The following is a 23,739-nucleotide window of genomic DNA, read 5'->3' on the forward strand; positions in this document are numbered from 1 at the left end:
CTATTGGAGGCGCCTCGTGATGGGGCGCTTTTCAATTGCCTGAAAACAGCCGGCCGCTATGTTGTCCGGTGTGGGAGAGTGTGATACATTAGGGGAAGAGGGAAATTTGCAAACGTTTAAATAGAATGGAGTCGATCTGCTGATGTCTTGCACACCTGGGGCGGGAATGAAGAAGGAGCACATCCGGAAACCGGACTGGCTGAAAATCAAACTGAACACGAACGAAAACTATACCGATCTGAAGAAACTCATGCGGGAGAAGAACCTTCATACCGTCTGTGAGGAAGCACGCTGTCCGAACATCCACGAGTGCTGGGGGGAGCGGCGTACCGCTACATTCATGATCCTTGGGGATACATGCACGCGCGCCTGCCGTTTTTGTGCCGTGAAGACCGGATTGCCGACCGAACTCGATCTGGCGGAGCCGGAACGGGTGGCCGATTCCGTCGCGCTCATGAACTTGAAGCACGTCGTCGTCACGGCGGTTGCGCGGGACGATCAGAAAGACGGAGGCTCCGGCATCTTCGCAGAGACGATCCGGGCGATCCGCAGGAAGAACCCATTCACGACAGTGGAGGTCCTGCCTTCCGACATGGGCGGCGACTTCGACAACATCGAGCGGCTGATGGATGCGAGACCAGACATTTTGAACCATAACATCGAAACCGTCAGACGTATGACGCCGAGAGTCCGGGCGCGTGCGAAGTATGACCGCTCGCTGGAGCTGCTGCGCCGTGCGAAGGAACTTCAGCCGGACATCCCGACGAAGTCCTCCATCATGCTCGGAGTCGGCGAAACGTGGGAAGAGATCATCGAAACGATGGATGACCTGCGTGCGAACGATGTAGACATCATGACGATCGGACAATACTTGCAGCCGACGAAAAAGCATCTGGCTGTGCAAAAATATTATACGCCTAAGGAATTCAAGGAACTCTTTGAAATTGCAATGAGCAAAGGCTTTTCGCATTGCCAGTCGGGCCCGCTCGTCCGTTCGAGCTATCATGCTGACGAACAGGTGAACAGTGCGGCGAAGGAACGGCAGCGAAAAGGTGAAGAGGAACTCGAGTCCTTGACGGTGAAAGGCTGAGTCAACATGACAGAGCAGCGGATTACATTGGAACAGACGGATTTCGACCTGATCGTCAATTACCGGGATGGGTTCAACAGCGAAGCATTGCTGAGCCGTTACAGTGAAATCCTATTGAAATACGATTATATCGTCGGCGATTGGGGATACGGACAGCTGCGGCTGAAAGGCTTCTTCGATGACCGTAACTCGAAAGCCACCTATGAAACCAAAATCAGCACATTGCAGGACTATCTGTATGAATACTGCAATTTCGGCTGTGCCCACTTCGTTCTGAAGAAAATCGGGAAAGCGAAGAAGGAGCAGGAACCTAACACACCGGACGGCAAGCCGGAGAATGAGCCTGCCGAAAAAAACAGGAAATCGTCATAACGCCAGCAGGATGGGCGCCCGGGATATCATTCTTCGGCGCCTGTTTGCTATGGAGGGAACGCAGAAGTCAATTTGAGGAGGAAACGCCATGTACTTTATCGACCGGAAGAAAATCAGTGACACACTCGCCTATATGGAAGAGCTGCTGGCTCAATTCAAGTCGGAGCACAACTGGCAGGAGAACTTTGTGAAGCAGCTCGCACTCGAGCGGACCGCCCAGAGTGTGATCGAGTCCGTCATCGACGTCGGCAATTCGATGATCGACGGCTTCATCATGCGGGATCCCGGAAGTTACGATGACATCATCGATATCATGACCGACGAACAGGTGATAGCTATGGATATGGACCAGCCGCTGAAAGAGATGATCGGCCTACGCAAGATGCTCGTCCGAGATTTTGCAGCTGTCGATCTGGCGGAAACTGAAAAGACGATGACAAAGTGCCTGCCGGCGCTGGAGCGTTTCCCGGAACGTGTCTTGACCTATCTTGAAAACGAACTCGGTCCCGTTTCTGCCTTTCTTCCGGAGGAATCATCCCGTGAAACGTTATAAAACAATCTGCCTCGACCTGGATGGGACGGTGTACAAAGGAAGCGAGCCGATCCGTGAGTCAGTCGACTTCCTGAAATCCCTCCAAGCAGACGGCATCAAACCGTATTTCATCACGAATAATTCGTCCCATACGCGGGCGGAAGTCGTCCGAAAGCTTGGCGGCTTCGGAATTAAGACCAGTGAAACGCATGTTATGACTTCCGCCATAGCAGCCGCTGATTTCTGCGCGCAGCAGTTCAGCGGCTTCACCGTCCAGCTTATCGGGGAAGCAGGGCTGAAGGAAGCACTGCACGAAGCGGGTCTCAAGCTGACGGACAGCCGCGGCGACGTGGTCGTCATGGGGATCGACCGCTCAATCACCTATGGCAAACTTGCACAGGCCTGCCTGTCGATCCGGGCAGGCGCCAAGTTCGTTGCGACGAACGGCGATCTGGCTGTTCCGGGAGAAGAGGGACTCGTGCCGGGCAACGGGGCATTCGTCGAACTTGTGAAGGCTTCTACGGGGTCGGACCCTGTCATCGTCGGGAAACCTGAACCGTACATGCTCGACTATATCCGCCGGCAGAGCGGTGCCCGGAAAGAAGAGATGATCATGATCGGCGATAACTATGACACCGATATCCTCTCCGGAATCCGGTACGGCATCGACACGATCCATCTCGAAGGCGGCGTCACTTCGCGGGAACAGCTCCTTGCCAAGACGGACACACCGACCTATGCGTTCCGGACGCTCGCTGAGTGGAAAGATCAGCTCGACGGGTGACCCGTAAAAAATAGCTGAGCGCCCCGGTCGGATATCCGATCAGGGCGCTCAGCCGTTTGCTGCTATTAAAAGAGGGGATTCTCTTCAATGAACTGATATATATTGGCAGTCAGCTCATCCGGGGTCTCCCCTTCGACAACTTCACCATTCACAAGTGCATACAGCGACTCGGCACACAGCGTACAATAACTGAGACATCCATACTCGAGCACGTCCAGATTCGGGTCTTTTTCAAGCGCCTCCAGTGTTTCCTGCGAGCCATTCGCCAAATTGCTGATGCAAAACTCCACTATCGGGTTCACACCCATCACCTCACCTTACACGATCGTACTCTTTTTTTCGACAGCCGTCAAAGGCTATCGCTTATTGTGAAGGAAGTCACAAACTGATATACTCGTGAATGAGGAATCGACGGAAATCTCTAAGGAAAAAGGAGACTATCATGAAAAAACTAGTACTGTTAGGCGCCGGCTACGGCAATATGAGAATCATGAATCGCATCTTGGGCAACCTCCCGGCAGACGTGGAAGTGACGCTCGTCGACAGGACAGCCTTCCACAGTTTGAAAACCGAATTTTACGCACTCGCATCGGGAACAGTTCCGGACAGTGACGTCCGTGTCGCACTTCCGGCGCATGAAAGGCTGAAAGTCGTCGAAGGGGAGATCGCCGCAATTGAAATCGACGAGCGGTGCATCCTGCTGACGGACGGCAGGAAAGTCGCCTACGATCAACTCGTCATCGGACTCGGCTGCGAGGACAATTACCACAGCGTACCGGGGGCAGCTGAACACACATTCAGCATCCAGACAATCGGCCAGTCACGCGAAACGTACAAGAAACTGCTGAACTTGAACAGCGGTGCGACGGTCGCAATCGTCGGCGCCGGGCTGAGCGGCATCGAGCTCGCAAGCGAACTGCGTGAAAGCCGTTCCGATCTGAACATCAAACTGTTCGACCGCGGTCCGCGCATTTTGCGCGACTTCCCGGAACGCCTGAGTAACTACATCAAAACCTGGTTTGACAAAAATGACGTCGATGTCATTGCGAGTTCCAATATCACTAAAGTCGAAGGGAACCGGATCTACAACCATGAAGACCAGATGGAGGTCGACGCAGTCGTCTGGACAGCCGGCATCCAGCCGACAAAAGTCGTCCGGGAACTCGACGTCGAGAAAGACAAGAGCCACCGTGTCGTGCTGAACCAGTATCATCAGATTCCCGGCCACGAAGAAGTATACGCAGTCGGCGATATCGCCTCGCTGCCGCACGCACCGAGCGCACAGCTCGCGGAAGGGCAGGCGGAACAGATCGTCACTGTCCTTCGCCATACGTGGAACGACGAAAAACTGCCTGAAACGATGCCCGACATCAAGCTGAAAGGATTCATGGGCTCGCTCGGCAAGAAACAAGGCTTCGCCTACCTCGCCGACCGCACCGTCACCGGCCGGATCGCCCGCCTCCTTAAATCAGGCGTGCTGTGGATGTATAAATGGCACAACGGTTGAGTGGATTTGCGGGGGAGTGCACATAAAACTGGAGAAACGCTCATATATTCCGGAAAGCGCTCATAAATCCCAGAAAACGCTCATAAAACAGGAAACACGCTCATAAAACAGGAAAAGCGCTCATAAATCCCGAAAAGCGCTCATAAATCCAAAAAAGCGCTCATAACCCGCAAAAAACGCTCATAAACCGCCCGCGCCAACCAGCAAAAACAAGCGCAGCACGCCCCCGGGGCGCGCTGCGCTTGTTCTCATTTATCAAATAGCGATTATCACTCAGCCGGCAGCTGTGAACCCATGCTTCTCCAGCTCCGCGAACACCGGCTTCAGCTGGATGTACCCTTCGCCGACCACTTCCTCATTGATCAGCACGAGCGGATAAAAGTATTCATCATTCTTCACCATTTCCGCAACGCTGCGCTGTCGGTCATCGGCCGGCTCCGACTCGATATCCACGTAGACGATCTCGAACGGGTGGTCGGGGTACTTCCGCTGGATAGCCGCGTCGAGCCACTCGAATGTGTCTTTTGATGTCGGTGCGTTCACACAGCTTGCACACACCACGTCCGCCCCGTATACTTCAACAACTACGTCTTTCGCGTTCATCAACAACGCCTCCTGATTCTTTAATGGATTTTTTTTGTGATCCAGTTTATAATAAATATAAAGGAAAGGGGAGTTTACAACCAATGACAGAAGCAACTATGAACGAATCCGTCCAAGAAGTGCTGAATAAATTGCGTCCGTTCCTATTGCGGGACGGCGGTGACTGTGAGCTGATCGATGTGGAGGATGGCATCGTCAAGCTGCGTCTCCTCGGAGCGTGCGGTACGTGCCCGAGCTCGACGATCACATTGAAGGCCGGCATCGAACGTGCCCTTCTCGAAGAAGTGCCCGGTGTCGTCGAAGTGGAGCAAGTGTTCTAAGCAGCCGATCCGGCTTGACAGGAATGAGCCAAGCCGGCTCGTTCCTGTTTTACGTTTGTTCCCGGATTTCCTGCCACCGTTCTTTTGTCATTTCGATCAGCTGCGGTTCGGTCGACGTCCGCTGTGATTCGATGATACGTGAGAAATATTGGATCGCTTTCTCGCGGTCGCCGATTCGGTAGGAGAGTTCTGCCACCATGTACAGGACGCGGGCTTCCGACATCTGGGTGCCGGTATGGTCGTCGTTCGAATAGGCCTCTTCGTACAGGTTCCGCGCGAGCATCAGGAAGCGCTGTTCCTCTTCCCGGCTGCCGGCTACCCGGTACAGCCAGGCGGTCCGGACGGCGATTCCCGCAGTGGTGAGCGCCTTCTCTTTCTTCATCATGGCGCTTAAATAACCGAGTTTGTACGCCTCGATCGCTTCGACGAACGACCGTTCACCGCCGAGTGATCTCGGCTGCCAGCCTGAAGAGATGACCGACGCGATCTGCTCTTTCGTGCCTGGCGCGAAATACGGGGCGAAGTCGTCGGTGAAGGAGAAGCCGCATGCCGGGCAGACGGCGATATTGTAGTAGAGCGGGTTGACAGCGGGGTCTTTATAGTTCGGTTTGAAGTCGGTGTCCGTTGACGCCACCCGTGCGAAACGGGACCGCACTTTCGTCGTCGTGAAGTGCTCGCTGCAGTTCAGGCACGTCATCTTTTTATCGTAAAGCGGAGTCACTTCCATCGCGCATCATCCTTTCGTCCATTCTTCTATAGTATAGCAAACCGCGCAGGACAAAGGGCTTTCGGTGGATTGAAAATTTTCAGATTGGTATACTAGATAAACGTATAGGAGGAGATTGCATGACACAATTACTCAGCTTATCAGAATCTGCTGCATATCACGTCAAGGAAATGATGGAGCATAACGGGGAACAGGGTTCGTTCCTCCGGGTGTCCGTCAATGGCGGGGGCTGCAGCGGACTGACGTACGGCATGGGGTTCGATAAGGAACAGCACGATACGGATCAGGTGCTGGATCTGCACGGTATCCGGGTTGTCGTATCGTCGGAAGACACCGACATCCTCGCTGGTACACAGATCGACTACAAAGAGTCGCTCATGGGCGGCGGGTTCACGATCGAGAACCCGAACGCCATCGCTGCATGCGGCTGCGGTACGTCGTTCAGGACTGCGAAGAAAGCCGGCACTCCTGCAAACTGTGACTGAGATCAAAAAGCACCCATCAGCTGAAACCCCCTCCGCCCGTAAACGGCAGAGGGGGTTTTGCCGTCTGCGCCGCCTTAATCCCCTAGTTCCTTCCTGCCGTGTGAAGCCGGGATGAAGTTATTTCGACAGCAATCGCTAGATTCCGAAACAGCTATTGTATTACCGGGACAAACAGGCTACGATATATGAGGAAAAAGAAATGCACCGTGCTGGATTGTAGGGGTCTTGTGATTTTTGCAAGCCGGCACATCATACAAGTAAAGGTGGAACCGATTGCCGTGAAAAGACCTACAATCCTAGTTTTAGGCGCCGGATATGGCGGCTTGTCGACTGTTGTGAATCTCCAGAAATCACTCGGTACGGACGAAGCTGAAGTCATCCTCGTCAACAAGAATGACTATCATTACGAATCGACATGGCTGCACGAAGCTGCTGCTGGGACATTGAGCCCTGAGCAAGTGCGCTACGACATCAGCCGGGTCATCAAGAAAGACAAAGTGACATTCGTCAAAGCGGAAGTCCGCTCCATCGATGTCAATGGTAAGACTGTCGGCACGACTGCCGGGGACTTCACGTACGACTATCTCGTCATCGCTCTCGGCTTTGAAGGGGAGACGTTCGGCATCCCGGGGCTCGACAAATACGCCCTATCGATCGCGAATGTTAACGCAGCCCGTCAGATCCGCGAGCATATTGAGTACCAGTTCGCGACATGGTCGACGGAAGACGTGAAAGCCGACAGCCGACTGACGATCATCGTCGGCGGAGCAGGGTTCACCGGTATCGAGTTCCTCGGGGAGCTCGGTGACCGGATTCCGAAGCTCTGCGAAGAGTTCGACGTGCCCGCTGACAAAGTGAAAGTGCTTTGCGTCGAGGCGGCGCCGATGGTACTGCCGGGCTTCGATCCTGAACTTGTGGATTATGCTGTCCGCCAGCTGAAGTCGAAAGGAATCGAGTTCTCGATCGGCACGCCTGTTGTGGAGGCGACTCCTGAAGGCGTCAAGCTGAAGAAAGGCGAAGATGAATTTGAATTCATCGAAGCGGGGACCGTGGTCTGGGCGGCAGGTGTGCGCGGCAATCGTCTCATCGAAGAAACGGGCATCGAAAACATGCGTGCCCGCGTCAAGGTTGACAAAGACTTGCGTGCGCCTGGCTACTCTGACGTTTTCATCGTCGGAGACTGCGCCCTGATGATCAACGAAGAAGCGAACCGTCCGTATCCGCCGACAGCACAGATCGCGATGCAGCAAGGGGATATGTGTGCAAACAATATCATCGCCCTCATGAAGCAGCAGCCGACATCCCCGTTCGTTCCGGATCTGAAGGGAAGCATCGCTTCGCTCGGCTCCAGTGACGCGATCGGCGTCGCTTTCGGCAAGAAGATGACAGGTGCCAAAGCGTCGTTCATGAAAAAAATGGTCGACAACCGGGCGCTGTATCTGATCGGCGGCGCACCATTGACAATCAAAAAAGGGAAGTTCGACTTCTTGTAAAACTAGCAGAACAGCAGGCGGCCGATCCGTTGGATAAATCCAGCGGCCGGCCGCTTTTCTTTTCGACAACTTCATGACAGTTGCTTAAGCGGTTGTAAGCACTGCCGGTATCCGGTAAAATGGACTAAGGAAAATGGAGGTCATCGCTTTGGGAACAATTTCACTTACAGAGATCATCCTGTCTGTCCTCATCTTCATCGTCATGTTCTTTGGGATCGGGTTTCTGCTCAACATGCTTTTGCGCATGTCATGGATCATGGCGGTCATCTACCCGATCGTCGTCATCCTGATCATCGATGAAGTGAAGGCCTATGAATATATTACGAAGCCGGGACACGCGTTCAGCCTGCTCGGTGAGAAACTGATGGCGCTCCATACGGTCGACGTCGTCATCCTGTCGAGCGGGATGGTCGGTGCGATCATTTCAGGGATCGTCAGCAAGCTTCTGCGCAAGCAGGGCTATCAGATGTTTTAACCAAAACGCCCGGGCAGCTAATCTGCCCGGGCGTTTTGTCATAAGATGAGCGTATACGTAATGACGGAGATCAGGATACCCGTCACAGCACCGGCAAAGACTTCATTCGGCTTGTGGCCGAGAAGGGTCTTCAGCTCCTGCATTTTCTGTTCTTCGTCTTTCTGCACCCAGTCTTTCGCCTCGCTGACGAACGTCTGGAAATCGCGGCGCATCTCGTTGATGATGACCGCCTGCTGGCCGGCCTGGTACCGGATGCCTGTCGCATCGAACATGACAATGACAGCAAAGATGGCGGAGACCGCGAAGATGGAGGAATCAAGCCCGTGCTCAAATGCAATGGCAGTCGTCAGTGCTGTCACCGCGGCCGAGTGCGAACTCGGCATGCCGCCCGTCGAAGTCATTAGCTTCCAGTCGAGCTCACGCGTCAGCAGGAAATGGATCGGAATCTTCACGAACTGGGCGAACAGGATTCCAAACAGCGCCACGAGCAGCGGAACATTGGTCAAGATAGTCATGCAGGCACTCCTCAAGAAAAATAGTCGGTAGTAATTAGTCCGGAAGCCGAAGAACCTTTTTCGTTTCCTCTTCAACTGGTATATAATTAGAATGTATGAATAAGAGGAGGCAGTCAAATGAAAACCACTATTGTTGATAAGAAGATTACGGAATCCGGCATGGAGGTCATCGTTGTCGGGGTTCCCGAGCATCCGGAGAACAAAGAGGGCTGGGAGATCCTTGAAGACGTTTTCGGCGGCCGCCTGATGGACTGGGTGAAAGCAGGAGACGTGAAAACAGACTTGAAATCGATTACGAAGCTTCCTGTCATGGGAGAGGCATCATTTAAGCGAGTCGTGTTCGCCGGACTCGGTGCTCCAAAGAAACTGACAGATCAACTGCTGCTTGAAGTTTTTGCAAAAGTCGGGAAAGAACTGAAGGGGCAGAAAGCAGAGAATATCTCCATCTGGCTCGACTCGTTCACAACAGAATCGCTCGAAGCGGACGATGCTGCGTTTGCCGCTGCGCAGGGCATCCTGCTCGGCAGTTATCAGTTTGATGACTACAAAACCTCTTCGAACGAAAAGGATTTCGCTTTTGAGACGGTCGAACTGGTCAGCTCAGCTGACGAAGACGAATTGAAAGCAGCTGCTGAAGTCGGGGCTGTGCATGCCGAAGCGGTCAATTCAGCACGGACACTCGTCAATACACCGCCGAACATCCTGACAGCGGTCAAAATGGCCGAGCATGCGGAAAAGCTTGCGGCGCAATACGATTTCGAACTTGAAGTGCTCGGCAAGCAGGAGATGGAAGAACTCGGCATGGGGGCGATCCTTGCGGTCAACAAAGGATCCGTCGAAGAACCGCGCCTCATCGTCCTGAAATATGCAGGGGGCCGTGAGGACTGGACGGATGTCGTCGGTCTGGTCGGCAAAGGGATCACGTATGACACGGGCGGCTACTCCTTGAAACCGAGAGAAGGCATGGTCGGCATGAAAGGGGACATGGGCGGCGCTGCTGCAGTGTTCGGTGCGATGCAGATCATCGGTGAACTGCGTCCTGCGAAAAACGTCATCGCTGTCATCGCGTCCACGGACAATATGGTATCCGGCGATGCGTTCAAACCGGACGACGTCATTACTTCACTGTCGGGCAAGACGATCGAAGTGCTGAATACCGATGCGGAAGGCCGTCTCGTTCTGGCGGATGCTGTGACGTATGCGAAACAGTCGGGGGCAGACTGTCTAATCGACGTCGCCACCTTGACAGGCGGCGTCATCGTCGCGCTCGGCAAGGACAAGACCGGTGCGTTGACAAATGACGAAGCATTCTTCGAAGACTTCATGCAGGCGACACTTGAAACTGGTGAATTCGTCTGGCGGCTGCCGCTGACGGAGAACGATAAAAAACGTCTCCGCAAAAGTGAAGTGGCCGACCTGAACAACTCACCGGGCCGCGATGGCCATATGATCTTCGGCGGTGGGTTTGTTGGTGAATTCGCAGGGGAGACACCGTGGATCCATCTTGACATCGCGGGCACATCTGAAGCGGATGCGGCGCATGATCTCGGACCGAAAGGCGCAACAGGGGTCATGGCCCGCACGCTCGCGACGTTCGTCGAGCGCTTGGCGGAAGAGGCAGAAGGCACGGAGGACGGCCCGCAAGTAGGCTGACGCCCGCCTCCCGTTAAGCCCAGTGCATAAGATGACTGGGAAAGGGGGAGGACGATGTCTCGTTATCGACACTCAGGATACGGCGGCAGAGGATTTGATGGCGGCGGATTCGGTTACGGCTTTGGCGCACCATTCCTCGGAGGTCTGGTCGGAAGTTTTATCGGCAACGCATTCCAGCCATACGGCTATGGGGGCAACTATGGGGGCTATCCGCCATACGGAGGCTACCCGCCATACGGGTATTATCCGTATAGCTACTACCCACCTTACGGCTACTGGTAAGGGTAAATCCAATAAAAAGAAAAATGCAGCGTCCCAATTAGGGCGCTGCATTTTTAGTCGTCTTCGTGGGATTTCTGCTCGCCGATCGCATCTCCCAGATCATCGCCGACTGTCAGGTCCGTCGGTTTCACACCGGACATGTAGGCGGCACGGCTCATCAGATGGCCGCCGACCGGGGAAGTGATGAACAGGAACACGCTGCCGAGCAGCAGCTGGATGCTGAAGTGGCCTTTGATCCACCAGAAATATAGGAACACGCCGATCAGGATGCCGAGCACGCCGAGTGTGGCGCTTTTCGACGCGGCATGCGCCCGCGTATACACATCAGGCAGACGCAGGATGCCGATGACGGTGACAACTGTGAAGAACACACCGGCTGCTATGAAGAATCCGATAATGAGATTAGCGATGAGAGTCACGGTCGATGATCGCCCCTTTCTCGATGAATTTCGAGAACGATACCGTGCCGATGAATGACATAATCGCAATCAGCAGGATGACATCGATGAAGTACATCGTATCGAAAGCGATGGACAGGAGGGCGATGATCGAGATGAGCATGACGCCGATCCCATCGAGGGCGATGAGCCGGTCGGGCGTCGACGGTCCTTTGAACACCCTGATGAGCGTGCCGAGCATCGACAGGAAGATGATGATCAGGCTGATCCATATGAAGAGTTTCATGTCCGGCTCACCTCCAGTATCGCTTTTTCGAATGAATCCCGTATCGACTCGATCGCTTCATCGACGTCATCCACGTCGATTGCATGGACATACAGTGTCCGCTGATCGTCCGACACATGCACGACGATCGTGCCTGGTGTCAGGGTGATCAGGCTCGACAGCAGCGTGATCTCCCAGTCCTTTTCAAGCACAGTCGGCATGGCGAAGATCATCGGCTGCAGATGCAGGTGCGGTTTCAGCACGAGCATCGCAACGGAAATGTTCGACAGGACGAGTTCCTTGAAAAAGATGAGTGTCAGTTTAATGCACGCCCACAACCTGAAGAAATAGAGCCGCTGGCTGAAGAACCGGCGGGTGAGCAGGATGAGCAGCACGCCGATAAGGTAGCCGATCACGAAAGTCGACGGAGTGAAGGACGCCGTGATGAGCACCCACGTGATTGCGATGAAGAAATTCAACAGAATCTGAAATGCCAACGGGATCTACTCCTTTAACACGGCGGTAATGTAACTGTCCGGATCGAGCAGCACACGGGCTGCATCCGAAACGTACGGGTAAATCCACTCCGTTCCGACTCCGTATACAACGGACAGAGCTACAAGAAGGACAGCAGGGACCATCATCCGGCGGTAAACCGACCGGTCCGTGGTTTTGAGCGGACGCGGTTCCCCCCAGAACGCATAGAGGAAGATCCGGATGACGGACAGCAGCACGACAAGGCTTGACGCAAGAATGATGATCGTGCCGAACAGATGACCTTGCGTGAAACCTCCTTCAATGATCAGCAGCTTACCGGCGAATCCGCTGAGCGGCGGTATGCCGGCTAAGCCGAACGCCGCGATCAGATACATCCAGCCGAGCGTCGGATGGGTCTTGATGAGTCCGCCCATTTCACGCAAGTTGGACGTCCCTGTCACAAAGATGATGATGCCGATCAGCAGGAACAGGGCGCCTTTGATGAGCATATCGTGCAGCAGGTAGAAGATCGCCCCCTGCATGCCGGGTTCATTCATCTGCGCGACGCCGAACAGGATGACGCCGATCGCGATGAGGATATTGTAGATGATGATCTGCTTCAAATCGAAATAGGCAAGCGCCCCGATGCATCCCGCGACGATCGTCAGCAGGGCGAGCACGAGCAGGATCGTATGCGTGAAGGCAAGATCACTGACGAAGAACAGCGTGTCGATCCGCATGATCGCATACACACCGACTTTCGTCAGCAGCGCACCGAACAGGGCAAGCACCGGTACAGGCGGTGCAGCATACGAGCCGGGCATCCAGAAATACAGCGGGAAGATGCCGGCCTTGATGCCGAAGACGAGCATCATGAGCACTCCGATGACCGACAGGATCGGCGGCTGGCCGATACTTGCGATCTTCTCGCCGATGTCCGCCATGTTGAGCGTACCGACGACAGAGTAGAGATAAGCGATCGTAATGACGAAAAACGCAGACGAGATGACATTCACCAGTATGTACTTGATGGACTCACGCAGCTGCCGCTTCTCTCCGCCGAGAACGATCAGCAGGTACGACGCGATCAGCAGCACTTCGAAGAATACGAACATGTTGAAAATATCGCCTGTTGTGAATGCACCGTTCACTCCGGTGATCATGAACAGCATTGCGGAATAATAGAAATAACGTTCCCGTTCCACGCCGATTGAGCTGAAGCTGTAGATGGCGATCAGCAGCGTGATGATCAGCGTCGTCGTGACGAGCAGCGCGGACAGCATGTCGGACACCATTGTGATGCCGAACGGCGCCGGCCAGCTGCCGAGGGTGAGTGACTGAATCCCGTCCTGCTTCACTTTCGAGACGAGCGCCAGTGCAGAGACGATGCCGGCACTGAGGCCGATCACCGTCAGCACCCGCTGGACGCGCACCTGTTCCTTGAAGAACAGGAGCAGGATCGCCGTGAAGAACGGGATGATGACAGGAAACAATAGCAGGTTAATCATGTTCATCATTTCCTTTCATCAGACTCAAGTCATCCGTCTCGTGCACAGCATACGTACGGTAGGCGAGCACGAGGATGAACGCCGTCACCCCGAAACTGATGACGATCGCTGTCAGGATCAGCGCCTGGGGGAGCGGATCCGCGAAGTCGCCCGCACCGTCAGCGAGGACAGGGGGGGCGCTTCCGCCGAGACCGCCCATCGTCAGGATGAACAGGTGGGCACCGTGGCTCAGCAGGCCGGTTCCGAGGACGACTTTGATGAGACTGCGCGAGAGTATGAGGTAAATGGCCGCAGTGAACAGCAGGCCGGCGACAATCGCCATAAGCAATTCCATTAGTCATCCCCTCCGATCGACTGGATTATCGTGATAGCGGCCCCGACGACGACCAAGTAGACGCCGGCGTCGAACAGCATCGCCGTGTGCAGCTCGGTATCCCCGAACAGCGGCAGCTGGAAATGCCCGAAAGCGTGCGTGAAGAACGGGACATCGAAGAAAATGGAACCGGCTGCTGTGCCGAGGGCGAGCAGCAGGCCGACGCCGATGACAATTGTGAAATTGAACGGCAGTGTCGCCTGGATCGTCTCCAGATCATAAGCGAGCAGCAGGAGCACGATCGCGCCCGTTGTCAGCAGACCGCCGACGAATCCACCGCCGGGTGCAAAATGTCCGGCGAAGAAAATGTGGATCGAGAACAGGAAAATGATGAAGAACGCGACTTTCGTCGTCGTCTGCAAAATGACGTTATTTTTTCTCATCATCGGACCCCTTTCCCGCCAGACGGAGCTTGATCATACCGAGGACGGCAATCCCGGCGATGGACAGGACCGCAATTTCGAACAATGTATCGAAGCCACGGTAGTCGACGAGGATGACGTTGACGATATTGCCGCCGCCCGCTTCCGTCTGGACCGTGTCTTTGTAGAACTGCGAAATGCTCGCCACGAGTTTATTCGAATGGGCCGACAGCGCGACGAGTGTGACGGACAGGCCGACAGCACCTGCGATGATCGCATTGACGAGTTTGTTCCCTTTCGTTTCGCCGTGTGTCTTCATGGCTGGCAGATGACGGAACGCCAGCAGGAACAGCGCAACCGAAATCGTCTCGATGACGAGCTGGGTCAATGCAAGGTCAGGCGCTTTGAACAGTACGAAGAACAGGGCTACCGAATAGCCGACCGCACCGAGTGCGATGATGGCGGAAATCCGGTTCTTCGACAGGATGACCATCGCAGCACCGAGCAGGGCGACGACCGCATTCAGCACCGCAAACAGTGTAACCGGCGACAGGCTGTCCATATCGAGTTCGAACGCGCCTTTAGCGAACAGGATGACAATCGTCATAACGGACAGGAACGCAAACATGTAGATCAGATACGTCCGGATGATCCCGTTCATGAACGAACGGGACAGCCGGTTCATGCCGCGTTCGGAGAAGGACATGAGACCATCGTAGAACGCATTCAGTGACAGGTTGCGCGGCTGCAGCGCATACACAGGGCGCCATGATTTCATCGTCGTGAACAGCATTGTGCCGATCGCGATGACACCGACCGTCAGCCACATCGGCACCGATTTGGGTCCGTGCCAGGCAGCGACGTGGATCGCAGCGTCAGCGGGAAGGCTGTACAGCTGCGGCTGTGCTGCGGCGACGGCCGGAGCGACGAGCCAGCTGCCGACAACGTTCGGGATGAAGAATATCGCCACGACGCTGACCGCCAGGATGATCGGCGAAATGAGCATGCCGATCGGCGCCTCGTGGGGCTTGAGCGGCAGCTTGTCCGCCTTTTTCTCACCGGCAAACGTATGGAATACGAAATAGAAACTGTAGACGAACGTGAATACGCTTGCAATCCAGGCGATGACAGGGAACAGGACGCCCCACGTGCCGAAGCTGAACAGATCGAAGTGCTTCAGCGCGACCATCGACTCCAGGAACAGTTCCTTACTTAGGAACCCGCCGAATGGCGGCAGTCCGGCCATCGACAGTCCGCCGATGAACGCAACAGTGAAGCTGATCGGCATGATGCTCATCAGCCCGCCGAGCTTCCGGATGTCACGCGTGCCGGTTTCGTGGTCGACGATACCGGCGATCATGAACAGGCTGCCTTTGAAGACAGCGTGGTTGACGAGGTGGAAGATCGCCGCGAACATAGCGACCCGGAACAGCGGATCATCGGTATGATAGGCGATTGCACCTGCCCCGAGCAGCGACATGATCAGACCGAGCTGGCTGACCGTCGAGAAGGCGAGGATCGCTTTCAGGTCCGTCTGTTTGACGGCAAAGAAAGAACCCCAGAACAGGGTGAGCAGACCGATACCGCACACGAGCCAGATCCAGACGGAGGATCCCGCAAAGATCGGTGTGAAACGGGCGACCAAATACAGTCCGGCCTTGACCATCGTGGCCGAATGAAGGTACGCACTGACCGGCGTCGGCGCTTCCATCGCGTCCGGCAGCCAGATGTAGAACGGGAACTGCGCTGACTTCGTGAATGCCCCGAGCAGCAGCAGTACGGCCGCGAGCGTGAAGAGTGGATCTCCCGCGTAGTCCGGCAGCCGTGTGATCAGTTCGCGAATTGAGTATGTATCTCCCATGATCCCTAAGAGGACGAATCCCCCGAGCATCATCAGCCCGCCGCCGACAGTGATCATCATCGACTTCAGCGCACCGAAACGGGAACCGTCCCGAGTGTACCAGTAGCCGATCAGCAGGAATGATGAAATGGAGGTCAGCTCCCAGAATAAGTACAGCGAAATGACATTGTCCGACTGGACGACCCCGAGCATCGCTGTCATGAACAGCAGCAGGTAGACGTAGAAGTTCCCAAGCTTCTCCTTCTTCCGGTCGAGGTAGAACACCGAATACAGGACGACGAGTGAGCCGATCCCCGTAATCAGCAGGGTGAACAGAAGACTGAGCCCGTCCAGATAAGACACGAATGAAATCCCGAGCGACGGTATCCAGTCGAACGACGAGACAGCATGCTCTCCGCCTGCTACGCGCGGGATATATGTACTGAAATACCCGAACAGCACAAGCGGTATGGCCAGGACGAACCAGCCTGTATGTATGCCTGCAGCCCTGCGGAACAGCGACGGGACGAACAATGCAGCGACTGCCGGCAAAAAGATCAACCAAACAAATTCCATACAAACTCCCCCTTTCACGAGGTTAATAAGCTGTTGACATTGCTTTAAAGTATAACGCAAAACAAATGCATTTGCACAGCGGGCACTCGGTAATCATTGCAGGCGGGCAATCACTTCCTATATTATAGAGACATTGGCGTAAACCAGTAAACTAGCAGACCGGTTGAGGTGTCCTATGAAAAATCCCTATCTATTCAGTTACTTGCCCTTTTTTACAATCATGCTGTTCAGTCTGACGTTCGGTGTCTATACTGTCGGCTGGTCGCTCGGCGTCTTCCGGGAGATCGGTCTGTATAGCGGCCTGCTTGAATTTCTGACGGATACGCAGCTGAAACTTTTCCTTCTGACGATTTATGCACTGGCGTATTTCATGGTGTTCAGTGCACTCAAACTTATTGCGGAAACGATCCATGAGACGGCGATGCTGTTTTTCTACAAAAGCCGCCCTGCAGAAGAAGGCCAGGTGTTCACCGTTCCTGACGACCGCGGCGGGAAGCTGATCTACTTCATCGGCGCCCTTGTCTCGGCAGCTGCTGTCCAGTCGATCGTCTGGCTCGGACTCGTCTTCCTCGGCGCGACGTTCATCTATTTCATCCACAATACGTATCAGCTGCATCACCAGTTTTCCATGATGACGATCATCGGGATCATCTTTTTTGAAGTGATCGTCTGGGCAGTCCTGCTGTTTGCGGTCGTCTACATCCTGCTCCGGCTGTACAACGGCATCGCCGCAAGCATCCCGGGTATCGAAAAAGACCAGCTGCCGGTCGGCAGCTAGTCTGATAGTGCAGCTGAGAAGAGCTGCAGGTGGAGTTTTCTTTCACTTTCCTGCTGCATTGTATGCGGACGGTCGTATCCTGTCCAGACAGCAGCGGTATAGTCGTCATTCAGGCCGGCGACCCATAAGTCTTTGTACGCACTCGTCGTCCCGGTTTTCGCGCCGGTGAACGACGTCGTCTGCCGGACGCCGCGTGCGGTGCCGGTCTGTACGGTCTCCTGCAGCATAGAGCGGACGGCGGAGGCCGTCTTCGGTGACCAGACCGTCCGGCGCTTGCTGTCCCACGTATACAGGACCTTGCCGGACCGGTCTTTGATGGCCCGGATGGCATGGGACGGCTGGTAGGTCCCGTCGGTGAAGCTTGTATACGCATCCGCCAGCTCATATGGCGTCGTGCCGTTCTCGAAGCCGCCGAGCGCAGCGGTGTACTGATGATCCTTTTCTGTGATGTGCCTGAACTGGAAAGGGGACAGATGTGCAAATGCCTTCTCTACGCCGACATGCTGCATGAGACGGACCGCACTCGTATTGTAGCTGCGGCTGAACGCTTTCTTCAGTGTCGTCACCCCGTACTGATAGCCGCCGAAGTTCTTCGGGCAGTAGGAGCCGATACAGATGCCGCTGCCGTCTACCAGGGAGTTTTCGGTGAATGGTCCGCTTTCCAGGTAAGGTGCATAGACGAGCAGCGGTTTCATGGCGGAGCCGGGCTGCCGGACCGCCTGGAACGACCTGTTGAAATCCGTCTTCCGGTATCCATACCCGCCATACAGGGCGACGAGTTCCCGGGAAGAGTTATCGATCACCGCGCTTCCCGCCTGGATGCCGCTGCCGTTCAGCAGTGAGGATATCCGCTCGTCGACCTTGCGCTGTTTCCGGGGATCGAGCGCAGTATCGATGCGGATGCCTGAATTGACGACTTCCGCATACCGGGCTGCCGCCTGTTTACGGATCGGGGCGCGCTGCTCATCCGTCTCCGCTTGTTTGAGCCGGGCGGTGAACCCTTCCTTTTCGTCGATCAGCTGTTTCAGCTCGTTCGCCGCGTATGTCTGATACGCGGGGAACCGGCTGTTTTTTTGTTTCAGCCGCAGGACGACAGGCGTTTCCGCAATCCTCTTACTTTCCGTGCCGCTGATCACGTTACTCGCTGTAAGAACGCCGAGAAGCCGTTCCTGCCGTTTCTTCGCAGCGGCGAAATGACGCAGCGGGTCATACATGGATGGATTGTTCGGGATGGCCGCGAGAAAAGCGGTCTCCGCTTCGTTTAGTTTGCTGAGCGGCTTACTGAAATAGTAGGTCGCGGCAGCTCCGATTCCGTATACTTGGTTGCCGAAGTACATTTCGTTCATATACATTTCGAGGATTTCGTCCTTCGTCGCTTGTTTCTCGAGTTCGGCGGAATAGAGGATCTCCCGGAATTTCCGCTCGTATGTCTTTTCAGGTGACAGAAACCGCATACGGACCACTTGCTGGGTGATCGTCGATGCACCCTGGCTCCGGCCTTCGGAGTTCACGTTGACGGCGAAAGCCCGCGCGATCGCTGCGACGTCGTAGCCCCGGTGTTCGTAGAAGCCTTTATCTTCGCTTTCGAGGAACAGCTGTTTCGCGAACAGCGGGATTTCGGACAAAGGAAGCGGATCCCGCCACTCTGTATATTCTTCGGCGAACAGGTCGCCGTTACGGTCGTACAGGGCCATCGGGATGGTCACGACGGGATCGGACAGTTCGATGGTCTGTTCGACTTGTTCTTTATATGCATTCGCTTCCTGCCATTCCGCTGCGACTGCGTGCTGAAGCCAGAACAGCAGCGGGAGACTGAGCAGCGCAACAGCAATTCCTGCCAGCTGTCTCACGCAAGTCCCTCCTCATGTTTCATTCTCTCTAAACAAAATATAGCACACTCTGCAAATGAGAGTGCGCTATATTTCCATATTATTTCTCCTGGGATTCAGCGAGGAAGTGCTCGAAGTCCTGGGTCGGTTTCCGTTTGGCATAATAGAGGAAGCCGAAGCCGAGCAGGAACAGGACACCTGTCGAGATGAAGACCGAGGAGATGCCGAGATACCCGCTGACGATTCCGCCGAACATCGGCCCGATGATGTTGCCGAGAAACCGGAAGCTCGTGTTGTAACCCATCACTTCGCCCTGTATGTCGATCGGCGCTTCCCGCCGGACGAGTGCGGTCGTTATCGGGATCATGCCGCCCATCGAAATACCGAACAGCAGCCGCCAGATGACCAGCTGCCACAGGCTGCCGACGAACGCCTGCGGGATGATGAAGACGAACGACAGAAGAAGAAGGAAGCTGAGCACTTTTTCGTAGCCGATCTGGTCGCCGAGCTTACCCCATTTGCGGGCGAACAGCAAGTTGCCGACACCTGCCGCACTGAACGTGACACCCGCAAGGAACGCGACGTCCTTCGCCGTCGTCAAATGCGACACATAGAGCGACAGCAGCGGCTGGATGCTGAAGTTGCCGATCTGGATCAGCGCAGTGACGACCATGACGTTCAGCATGAGACGGTGGCGCAGCAGGCCGCCGAGAATCGTCTTGCGAGAGTAGGATACCGCACGGCTGCTCTTCACTTTCTTCTGCTCTTTAATGCCAAAGATGATGATGAGGGCAGCGATGACGACGGAAACGGAGGTGATGACGAACGTATACTGGAAACCGAACGCATCCGCGAGCAGTCCGCCGAGCACAGGGCCGAACAAGGTGCCTGTCACACTGCCCATCTGCAGCGTCCCGAGCCGTTTCCCCGCTTCCTCCCGTTTCGTGTTCGCGGATATGAACGCGAGCGACGTCGGAATGAACCCGGTGACGACCCCGTTCAGGAGGCGCAGTATGAAGAACGCTTCAACGGAATGGACGAAGCCCATGAGGAACACGGAGACCGCAATGCCGAATCCGTTAATGATCAGTATCGGCTTGAAGCCATATTTGTCGGCGATGCGGCCCCAGACAGGGGACATGATGAGTGCGGAGATGAATGTGGCGCCGAAGACGAGCCCCGCCCATTTCTGCACGTACGCATCCGAGTAATCGCCGAACGTTTCGATGTATAGTGACAAGAACGGCATGATCATTGTCATCGTCCCCGCAACGAGGAAGTTCGACACCCATATTATGATGAAATTTCTTTTTTGACTATCCATAGGAGACCTTCCCTCTGTACAAGCTGTATCTTTCTAGTATAAAACAATTCGGCACCCGAAGGAAGTCAAGTGCTTGAAGTTCGATTTACGCGCCGGATATGGTAAACTTGTTCAGGGTGACGCAAATTGCACAAGAAACTTTATGCGCTCGCGCTTTGCGCTGCGCTTCTGCTTCTCCTTTCCGCCTGCGGACAAGCGCAGAAAGACAAGGAAGATACGGGGAAGAAAGCAGAAGAGGCGGTTACAGCAGAAGAGCCGGAAAACACGATTCCTAAGGAGGATTCCCACATGTACCCGCAATTATCAAACAAAGTGGCGGCAGGCGAACAGGTAGTCACGATGAATACCACGCTCGGCCCGATCAAAATCAAGCTTTTCGAAGAAAAAGCACCTAAGACCGTGAAAAACTTCATTGAACATGCAAAAGAAGGCTACTACGACGGCATCATCTTCCACCGTGTCATCGAAGACTTCATGATCCAGGGCGGCGACCCCACAGGTACCGGAATGGGCGGTTCAAGCATCTACGGCGATACGTTCGGAGACGAGTTCACGATGGATCTGTTCAACTTGCGCGGAGCATTGTCGATGGCGAACGCGGGTCCGAACACGAACGGCAGCCAATTCTTCATCGTCCAGGCTCCGAAACTTGCCGGCATTTCAGTCGATCAGCTGAAGCAGGGCGGATGGCCTGAAGAGATCGCTGAGGCGTATGCAGAACGAGGCGGCACACCGCACTTGGACCAGAAGCATACTGTTTTCGGACAAGTGATCGAAGGAATGGACGTTGTGGATAAGATTGCAGCAGTCAAAGTCGGCCGCGGCGACAAACCGGTCGAAGATGTGAAAATCGAGTCGATCGACATCCAGAGCAACTGATCAACCGGTAAATCTTTACGATAGGAAGTGCGTACCATGGTGAGCATTCTGATGCCGTTCCTGTATTTTCCGGAAGATAAGTCCGAATATATCCCGGCGGCGATCTCGTTCACGATTTTCATGATCCTGTTCGTCCTGACGTTCATGTGGATCAGACGTCATTCGAAGAAACAGGAGCTTGAAACGAAAGAATTGGAAGAACGGATTCTGCGTGAACGGCGTGAAGCGCGGGAAGCCGGACAACAACAAAAACAGCACCCTCATTCGTGAGGATGCTGTTTTTTTGAATTACGCCATCGCGCGGATGAAGCGGGAGACGCCTTCCTGGACAGTCGAGAGGCAGGTGGCGACGTTCATGCGAAGGAAACCGCGGCCGGCTTCGCCGTATTTGGTACCCGGCTCGAGTGCCAGTCCGCCTTTCGTCAGCAGCTTGTCCATCATCTCTTCTTCCGAAAGACCGGTTCCCCGGTAGTCGATCCACAATAAGTACGTCCCTTGCGGCTTCGTAACCGAGACGCCCGGCACGTTCGCCGGTAAGTTGTCGACGACATAGTCCATATTATCGGAAACCGTCTGCAGCAGCGTTTCGAGCCACGGTTCCCCGTGGCGGTACGCTGCCTGCAGCGCAGCCCCTGCAAATGCATTCAGTTCCATCTGGCCATGCGCCATCCCATTTTCCTGCAGCCGCAGGCGGAGTGTTTCATCCGGAATGATCATCATGGCGGCCTGGATGCCGGCCAGGTTGAACGTCTTTGTCGGTGCGACACACGTGATCACACGATTGTACTCGTCGCCGGCAGCCAAATGGAGCGGTGTATGCCGGTTCGGCGCAAACACGAGATCGGCGTGGATTTCATCGGATAGTATAAGCGTGTCATACTTGGCGCACAGATGGACGATTTCCTGCAGCACATCCACCGGCCAGACGATACCGCCAGGATTGTGCGGGTTGCAAAAAATGAATAGTTTGACATCTTTCTTCAAAGCTTCTTCGAATCGCTCGAGATCAAACGTATATGTACCATCCTGTTCCGTCAGCATGCATTCTTCGAGCACCCGGTTCTGCAGGCTCGGCACGCTTGCGAATGGCGGATAGACTGGCGGCGTGATCAGAATCGTATCCCCTTCGTCCGTCAGGGTCTCGACGACGGAAGCGATCGCCGGGACGACACCTTGGTGGGAAAGCATCCACTCGTTCTTCGGCTCGAAGCCATGGCGTTTCAAAAACCATTCCCGGACGGCATCCCTGCAGCCTTCGCATACGTACGAATAGCCGAACACCCCGTGATCCAGCCGTTTCTGCAGCGCATCGAGCACAGCCTGAGGCGCCTTGAAGTCCATATCGGCAATCCACATCGGCAAAATGTCCTTAGTATTATCGACACCGTAAATACGGTCCATCCTGTCCCACTTCATCGACGTCGTGTTGCGCCGGTCGATTGTCTGTGTAAACTCACTCACATGGATTCCCCCTTAACCAACTGTTTTCTTTTCCATTCCTATGCTATCATAAACAAAAACAAAAAATCAGGTGACTTGATGTGCAAATTGCAGAAATAAACAAAAAAGCGGCGTCTCTTCTGGAAGACTGGGATCCTTTCCTTGCGGGGAAAGGGGCGTACAAGCGGGAAATCGAGACCGTGCTGGAAGACCTTCAAGAACTCGATCACCCGAGTGATCTGGCCAAACGGATCCGCGAAGTGTACATACAATGCTGCGGCCTGTGGATTCCGATCGAAGACTGCATGGAGATCTCCTACAAACTGCTCGCTGTGAAATTCGAAGCGAAGTGCATAATTTCCTAGTATTCCTCTAGTGACTATGCTTTGCTCCGTCATAGTTCCGATGCTATACTGATAGTGGCCGCTATAGGCAAATTCAGATAGTCAAAACACGATTGGGAGCTGTTCGCATGGCAGGTAACTATGAAGCAGGCCAAGAACTGTCAGGTACAGTTACGGGCATTCAGCCGTACGGAGCATTCGTCGCCCTGGATGACCAGACACAGGGACTTGTCCACATCTCTGAAATTACGTATGGCTTCGTCAAGGACATCCATGAGCATCTGTCCGTCGGGCAGCAGGTGAAGGTGAAAGTGCTGGATGTCGACGAACAGGATCATAAGATCAGCCTGTCGATCCGGGCGCTGCAAGACGCCCCGGCTCCGGCGAAGAAGTTCCACCGTCCGCGCAAATCGCTGCAGGAACGGGTGGACGAACAGGACGACAAAGGATTCAATTCCCTGAAGGACAAACTGCGGGATTGGATCGACAAATCAGGTTATTGAAAACG

30 protein-coding genes are annotated in these 23,739 nt (G+C 54.7%); 16 read left to right on the forward strand and 14 right to left on the reverse strand.

The genetic code is table 11. The features are described from left to right. The first annotated feature begins 166 nt into the window (after positions 1-166). The 4 genes from lipA to NFU03_RS12535 all read left to right on the forward strand — a co-directional run bounded on the left by lipA (position 167) and on the right by NFU03_RS12535 (position 2,778). On the forward strand, positions 167-1,090 hold the full coding sequence (gene lipA / locus NFU03_RS12520) for a lipoyl synthase (protein ID WP_251639155.1): 924 nt from the start codon (positions 167-169) through the stop codon (positions 1,088-1,090). 6 nt (positions 1,091-1,096) lie between these two features. Beyond that, positions 1,097-1,462 carry a YutD family protein gene (locus tag NFU03_RS12525; protein ID WP_251639157.1) on the forward strand — a complete coding sequence of 122 codons (366 nt, stop codon included), beginning with the start codon at positions 1,097-1,099 and terminating at the stop codon, positions 1,460-1,462. 88 nt (positions 1,463-1,550) lie between these two features. Then, on the forward strand, positions 1,551-2,015 hold the full coding sequence (gene hepT / locus NFU03_RS12530; protein ID WP_251639159.1) for a type VII toxin-antitoxin system HepT family RNase toxin: 465 nt from the start codon (positions 1,551-1,553) through the stop codon (positions 2,013-2,015). After that, entirely contained in the window at positions 2,002-2,778 is a 777-nt protein-coding gene (locus NFU03_RS12535; protein ID WP_251639160.1) for a TIGR01457 family HAD-type hydrolase, read from the forward strand. The genes hepT and NFU03_RS12535 overlap by 14 nt, the downstream gene beginning before the upstream one ends. 65 nt (positions 2,779-2,843) lie before the next feature. On the opposite strand, the gene NFU03_RS12540 is transcribed toward NFU03_RS12535, so the two are convergent. Continuing rightward, on the reverse strand, positions 2,844-3,080 hold the full coding sequence (locus NFU03_RS12540) for a YuzB family protein (RefSeq protein WP_251639161.1): 237 nt from the start codon (positions 3,078-3,080) through the stop codon (positions 2,844-2,846). Between the two features lie 140 nt (positions 3,081-3,220). Between NFU03_RS12540 and NFU03_RS12545 the strand changes: the two genes are divergently transcribed. After that, the gene (locus NFU03_RS12545; protein ID WP_251639162.1) at positions 3,221-4,285 is read left to right on the forward strand and encodes an NAD(P)/FAD-dependent oxidoreductase; all 1,065 of its coding nucleotides are present in this window, start codon (positions 3,221-3,223) and stop codon (positions 4,283-4,285) included. Positions 4,286-4,558: 273 nt separating this feature from the next. Here NFU03_RS12545 and NFU03_RS12550 read toward each other — a convergent pair whose 3' ends face one another. Beyond that, on the reverse strand, positions 4,559-4,888 hold the full coding sequence (locus NFU03_RS12550) for a YuzD family protein (RefSeq protein ID WP_251639163.1): 330 nt from the start codon (positions 4,886-4,888) through the stop codon (positions 4,559-4,561). Between the two features lie 23 nt (positions 4,889-4,911). On the opposite strand from NFU03_RS12550, the gene NFU03_RS12555 reads away from it, so the two are divergent. Beyond that, the gene (locus tag NFU03_RS12555; RefSeq protein WP_398290342.1) at positions 4,912-5,208 is read left to right on the forward strand and encodes a NifU family protein; all 297 of its coding nucleotides are present in this window, start codon (positions 4,912-4,914) and stop codon (positions 5,206-5,208) included. A gap of 49 nt (positions 5,209-5,257) precedes the next feature. On the opposite strand, the gene NFU03_RS12560 is transcribed toward NFU03_RS12555, so the two are convergent. After that, positions 5,258-5,935 carry a DUF2225 domain-containing protein gene (locus tag NFU03_RS12560; RefSeq protein WP_251639164.1) on the reverse strand — a complete coding sequence of 226 codons (678 nt, stop codon included), beginning with the start codon at positions 5,933-5,935 and terminating at the stop codon, positions 5,258-5,260. Positions 5,936-6,054: 119 nt separating this feature from the next. On the opposite strand from NFU03_RS12560, the gene NFU03_RS12565 reads away from it, so the two are divergent. The 3 genes from NFU03_RS12565 to NFU03_RS12575 all read left to right on the forward strand — a co-directional run bounded on the left by NFU03_RS12565 (position 6,055) and on the right by NFU03_RS12575 (position 8,388). After that, a complete protein-coding gene (locus tag NFU03_RS12565; protein ID WP_251639165.1) occupies positions 6,055-6,420 on the forward strand; it encodes a HesB/IscA family protein in 366 nt (121 codons plus the stop codon). 278 nt (positions 6,421-6,698) lie between these two features. Then, positions 6,699-7,913, forward strand: a complete 1,215-nt coding sequence (locus NFU03_RS12570) for an NAD(P)/FAD-dependent oxidoreductase (protein WP_251639166.1) — start codon at positions 6,699-6,701, stop codon at positions 7,911-7,913. Positions 7,914-8,061: 148 nt separating this feature from the next. After that, entirely contained in the window at positions 8,062-8,388 is a 327-nt protein-coding gene (locus tag NFU03_RS12575) for a YuiB family protein (protein ID WP_398290345.1), read from the forward strand. 38 nt (positions 8,389-8,426) lie between these two features. On the opposite strand, the gene NFU03_RS12580 is transcribed toward NFU03_RS12575, so the two are convergent. After that, complete coding sequence (locus tag NFU03_RS12580; protein WP_251639170.1) at positions 8,427-8,903, reverse strand: divergent PAP2 family protein; 477 nt, start codon at positions 8,901-8,903, stop codon at positions 8,427-8,429. Between the two features lie 117 nt (positions 8,904-9,020). Between NFU03_RS12580 and NFU03_RS12585 the strand changes: the two genes are divergently transcribed. Beyond that, entirely contained in the window at positions 9,021-10,556 is a 1,536-nt protein-coding gene (locus NFU03_RS12585) for a leucyl aminopeptidase (protein ID WP_251639172.1), read from the forward strand. A gap of 54 nt (positions 10,557-10,610) precedes the next feature. Further along, entirely contained in the window at positions 10,611-10,838 is a 228-nt protein-coding gene (locus tag NFU03_RS12590) for a hypothetical protein (protein ID WP_251639174.1), read from the forward strand. A 53-nt stretch (positions 10,839-10,891) separates the two neighbouring features. Here the strand turns inward: NFU03_RS12590 and mnhG are convergent, their stop codons facing one another. Genes mnhG through NFU03_RS12625 form a run of 7 tightly spaced genes read right to left on the reverse strand, consistent with a single transcriptional unit; the run spans position 10,892 to position 16,637 of the window. After that, positions 10,892-11,257: a monovalent cation/H(+) antiporter subunit G gene (gene mnhG, locus NFU03_RS12595; protein ID WP_251639175.1), complete on the reverse strand. Its 366-nt coding sequence runs from the start codon at positions 11,255-11,257 to the stop codon at positions 10,892-10,894. After that, positions 11,241-11,522, reverse strand: a complete 282-nt coding sequence (locus NFU03_RS12600; protein ID WP_251639177.1) for a Na(+)/H(+) antiporter subunit F1 — start codon at positions 11,520-11,522, stop codon at positions 11,241-11,243. Before NFU03_RS12600 ends, mnhG begins: the two co-directional genes overlap by 17 nt. Next, complete coding sequence (locus tag NFU03_RS12605) at positions 11,519-11,998, reverse strand: Na+/H+ antiporter subunit E (RefSeq protein ID WP_251639179.1); 480 nt, start codon at positions 11,996-11,998, stop codon at positions 11,519-11,521. Before NFU03_RS12605 ends, NFU03_RS12600 begins: the two co-directional genes overlap by 4 nt. A 6-nt stretch (positions 11,999-12,004) precedes the next feature. Further along, complete coding sequence (locus NFU03_RS12610) at positions 12,005-13,486, reverse strand: Na+/H+ antiporter subunit D (protein ID WP_285835449.1); 1,482 nt, start codon at positions 13,484-13,486, stop codon at positions 12,005-12,007. Next, on the reverse strand, positions 13,479-13,820 hold the full coding sequence (locus tag NFU03_RS12615) for a Na(+)/H(+) antiporter subunit C (RefSeq protein ID WP_251639183.1): 342 nt from the start codon (positions 13,818-13,820) through the stop codon (positions 13,479-13,481). The genes NFU03_RS12610 and NFU03_RS12615 overlap by 8 nt, the downstream gene beginning before the upstream one ends. Continuing rightward, positions 13,820-14,242, reverse strand: coding sequence for a Na(+)/H(+) antiporter subunit B (locus NFU03_RS12620; RefSeq protein WP_251639185.1), 423 nt, complete (start codon positions 14,240-14,242; stop codon positions 13,820-13,822). The genes NFU03_RS12615 and NFU03_RS12620 overlap by 1 nt, the downstream gene beginning before the upstream one ends. Further along, on the reverse strand, positions 14,229-16,637 hold the full coding sequence (locus NFU03_RS12625) for a Na+/H+ antiporter subunit A (protein WP_251639187.1): 2,409 nt from the start codon (positions 16,635-16,637) through the stop codon (positions 14,229-14,231). Before NFU03_RS12625 ends, NFU03_RS12620 begins: the two co-directional genes overlap by 14 nt. 175 nt (positions 16,638-16,812) lie before the next feature. Here NFU03_RS12625 and NFU03_RS12630 point away from each other — a divergent pair, with 175 nt between their 5' ends. Next, positions 16,813-17,415 (forward strand): DUF5366 family protein, encoded by a 603-nt coding sequence (locus NFU03_RS12630; RefSeq protein WP_251639189.1) that lies wholly within the window; start codon positions 16,813-16,815, stop codon positions 17,413-17,415. Here the strand turns inward: NFU03_RS12630 and NFU03_RS12635 are convergent. Both NFU03_RS12635 and NFU03_RS12640 read right to left on the reverse strand, forming a co-directional pair. Next, a complete protein-coding gene (locus NFU03_RS12635) occupies positions 17,412-19,265 on the reverse strand; it encodes a transglycosylase domain-containing protein (RefSeq protein WP_251639191.1) in 1,854 nt (617 codons plus the stop codon). The two genes, NFU03_RS12630 and NFU03_RS12635, sit on opposite strands and share 4 nt — an antisense overlap. Positions 19,266-19,344: 79 nt before the next feature. Next, complete coding sequence (locus NFU03_RS12640) at positions 19,345-20,568, reverse strand: MFS transporter (RefSeq protein WP_251639193.1); 1,224 nt, start codon at positions 20,566-20,568, stop codon at positions 19,345-19,347. Between the two features lie 126 nt (positions 20,569-20,694). Between NFU03_RS12640 and NFU03_RS12645 the strand changes: the two genes are divergently transcribed. Next, positions 20,695-21,447: a peptidylprolyl isomerase gene (locus tag NFU03_RS12645; protein ID WP_398290350.1), complete on the forward strand. Its 753-nt coding sequence runs from the start codon at positions 20,695-20,697 to the stop codon at positions 21,445-21,447. A gap of 36 nt (positions 21,448-21,483) precedes the next feature. Beyond that, a complete protein-coding gene (locus NFU03_RS12650; protein WP_251639196.1) occupies positions 21,484-21,717 on the forward strand; it encodes a hypothetical protein in 234 nt (77 codons plus the stop codon). A gap of 18 nt (positions 21,718-21,735) precedes the next feature. Here the strand turns inward: NFU03_RS12650 and NFU03_RS12655 are convergent, their stop codons facing one another. Next, on the reverse strand, positions 21,736-22,908 hold the full coding sequence (locus NFU03_RS12655; protein ID WP_251639198.1) for a MalY/PatB family protein: 1,173 nt from the start codon (positions 22,906-22,908) through the stop codon (positions 21,736-21,738). A gap of 80 nt (positions 22,909-22,988) precedes the next feature. Here NFU03_RS12655 and NFU03_RS12660 point away from each other — a divergent pair, with 80 nt between their 5' ends. Both NFU03_RS12660 and yugI read left to right on the forward strand, forming a co-directional pair. Next, a complete protein-coding gene (locus NFU03_RS12660) occupies positions 22,989-23,252 on the forward strand; it encodes a DUF1871 family protein (protein WP_251639200.1) in 264 nt (87 codons plus the stop codon). Between the two features lie 107 nt (positions 23,253-23,359). Then, on the forward strand, positions 23,360-23,734 hold the full coding sequence (gene yugI / locus NFU03_RS12665; RefSeq protein ID WP_251639201.1) for a S1 domain-containing post-transcriptional regulator GSP13: 375 nt from the start codon (positions 23,360-23,362) through the stop codon (positions 23,732-23,734). Positions 23,735-23,739: the final 5 nt, after the last annotated feature.

The sequence above is a fragment of the Sporosarcina sp. NCCP-2716 genome (assembly GCF_023707985.1).
Lineage (GTDB): Bacteria > Bacillota > Bacilli > Bacillales_A > Planococcaceae > Sporosarcina.

Bases quoted from the DNA above. Each gene is read 5' to 3' on its own strand.
- lipA (WP_251639155.1), top strand. From the start codon at position 167: ATGAAGAAGGAGCACATCCGGAAACCGGACTGGCTGAAAATCAAACTG.
- NFU03_RS12525 (WP_251639157.1), top strand. From the start codon at position 1,097: ATGACAGAGCAGCGGATTACATTGGAACAGACGGATTTCGACCTGATC.
- hepT (WP_251639159.1), top strand. From the start codon at position 1,551: ATGTACTTTATCGACCGGAAGAAAATCAGTGACACACTCGCCTATATG.
- NFU03_RS12545 (WP_251639162.1), top strand. From the start codon at position 3,221: ATGAAAAAACTAGTACTGTTAGGCGCCGGCTACGGCAATATGAGAATC.
- NFU03_RS12550 (WP_251639163.1), bottom strand. From the start codon at position 4,888: ATGAACGCGAAAGACGTAGTTGTTGAAGTATACGGGGCGGACGTGGTG.
- NFU03_RS12555 (WP_398290342.1), top strand. From the start codon at position 4,912: ATGGATTTTTTTTGTGATCCAGTTTATAATAAATATAAAGGAAAGGGG.
- NFU03_RS12560 (WP_251639164.1), bottom strand. From the start codon at position 5,935: ATGGAAGTGACTCCGCTTTACGATAAAAAGATGACGTGCCTGAACTGC.
- NFU03_RS12565 (WP_251639165.1), top strand. From the start codon at position 6,055: ATGACACAATTACTCAGCTTATCAGAATCTGCTGCATATCACGTCAAG.
- NFU03_RS12580 (WP_251639170.1), bottom strand. From the start codon at position 8,903: ATGACTATCTTGACCAATGTTCCGCTGCTCGTGGCGCTGTTTGGAATC.
- NFU03_RS12585 (WP_251639172.1), top strand. From the start codon at position 9,021: ATGAAAACCACTATTGTTGATAAGAAGATTACGGAATCCGGCATGGAG.
- NFU03_RS12590 (WP_251639174.1), top strand. From the start codon at position 10,611: ATGTCTCGTTATCGACACTCAGGATACGGCGGCAGAGGATTTGATGGC.
- NFU03_RS12600 (WP_251639177.1), bottom strand. From the start codon at position 11,522: ATGAAACTCTTCATATGGATCAGCCTGATCATCATCTTCCTGTCGATG.
- NFU03_RS12610 (WP_285835449.1), bottom strand. From the start codon at position 13,486: ATGATTAACCTGCTATTGTTTCCTGTCATCATCCCGTTCTTCACGGCG.
- NFU03_RS12615 (WP_251639183.1), bottom strand. From the start codon at position 13,820: ATGGAATTGCTTATGGCGATTGTCGCCGGCCTGCTGTTCACTGCGGCC.
- NFU03_RS12620 (WP_251639185.1), bottom strand. From the start codon at position 14,242: ATGAGAAAAAATAACGTCATTTTGCAGACGACGACGAAAGTCGCGTTC.
- NFU03_RS12625 (WP_251639187.1), bottom strand. From the start codon at position 16,637: ATGGAATTTGTTTGGTTGATCTTTTTGCCGGCAGTCGCTGCATTGTTC.
- NFU03_RS12630 (WP_251639189.1), top strand. From the start codon at position 16,813: ATGAAAAATCCCTATCTATTCAGTTACTTGCCCTTTTTTACAATCATG.
- NFU03_RS12640 (WP_251639193.1), bottom strand. From the start codon at position 20,568: ATGGATAGTCAAAAAAGAAATTTCATCATAATATGGGTGTCGAACTTC.
- NFU03_RS12650 (WP_251639196.1), top strand. From the start codon at position 21,484: ATGGTGAGCATTCTGATGCCGTTCCTGTATTTTCCGGAAGATAAGTCC.
- yugI (WP_251639201.1), top strand. From the start codon at position 23,360: ATGGCAGGTAACTATGAAGCAGGCCAAGAACTGTCAGGTACAGTTACG.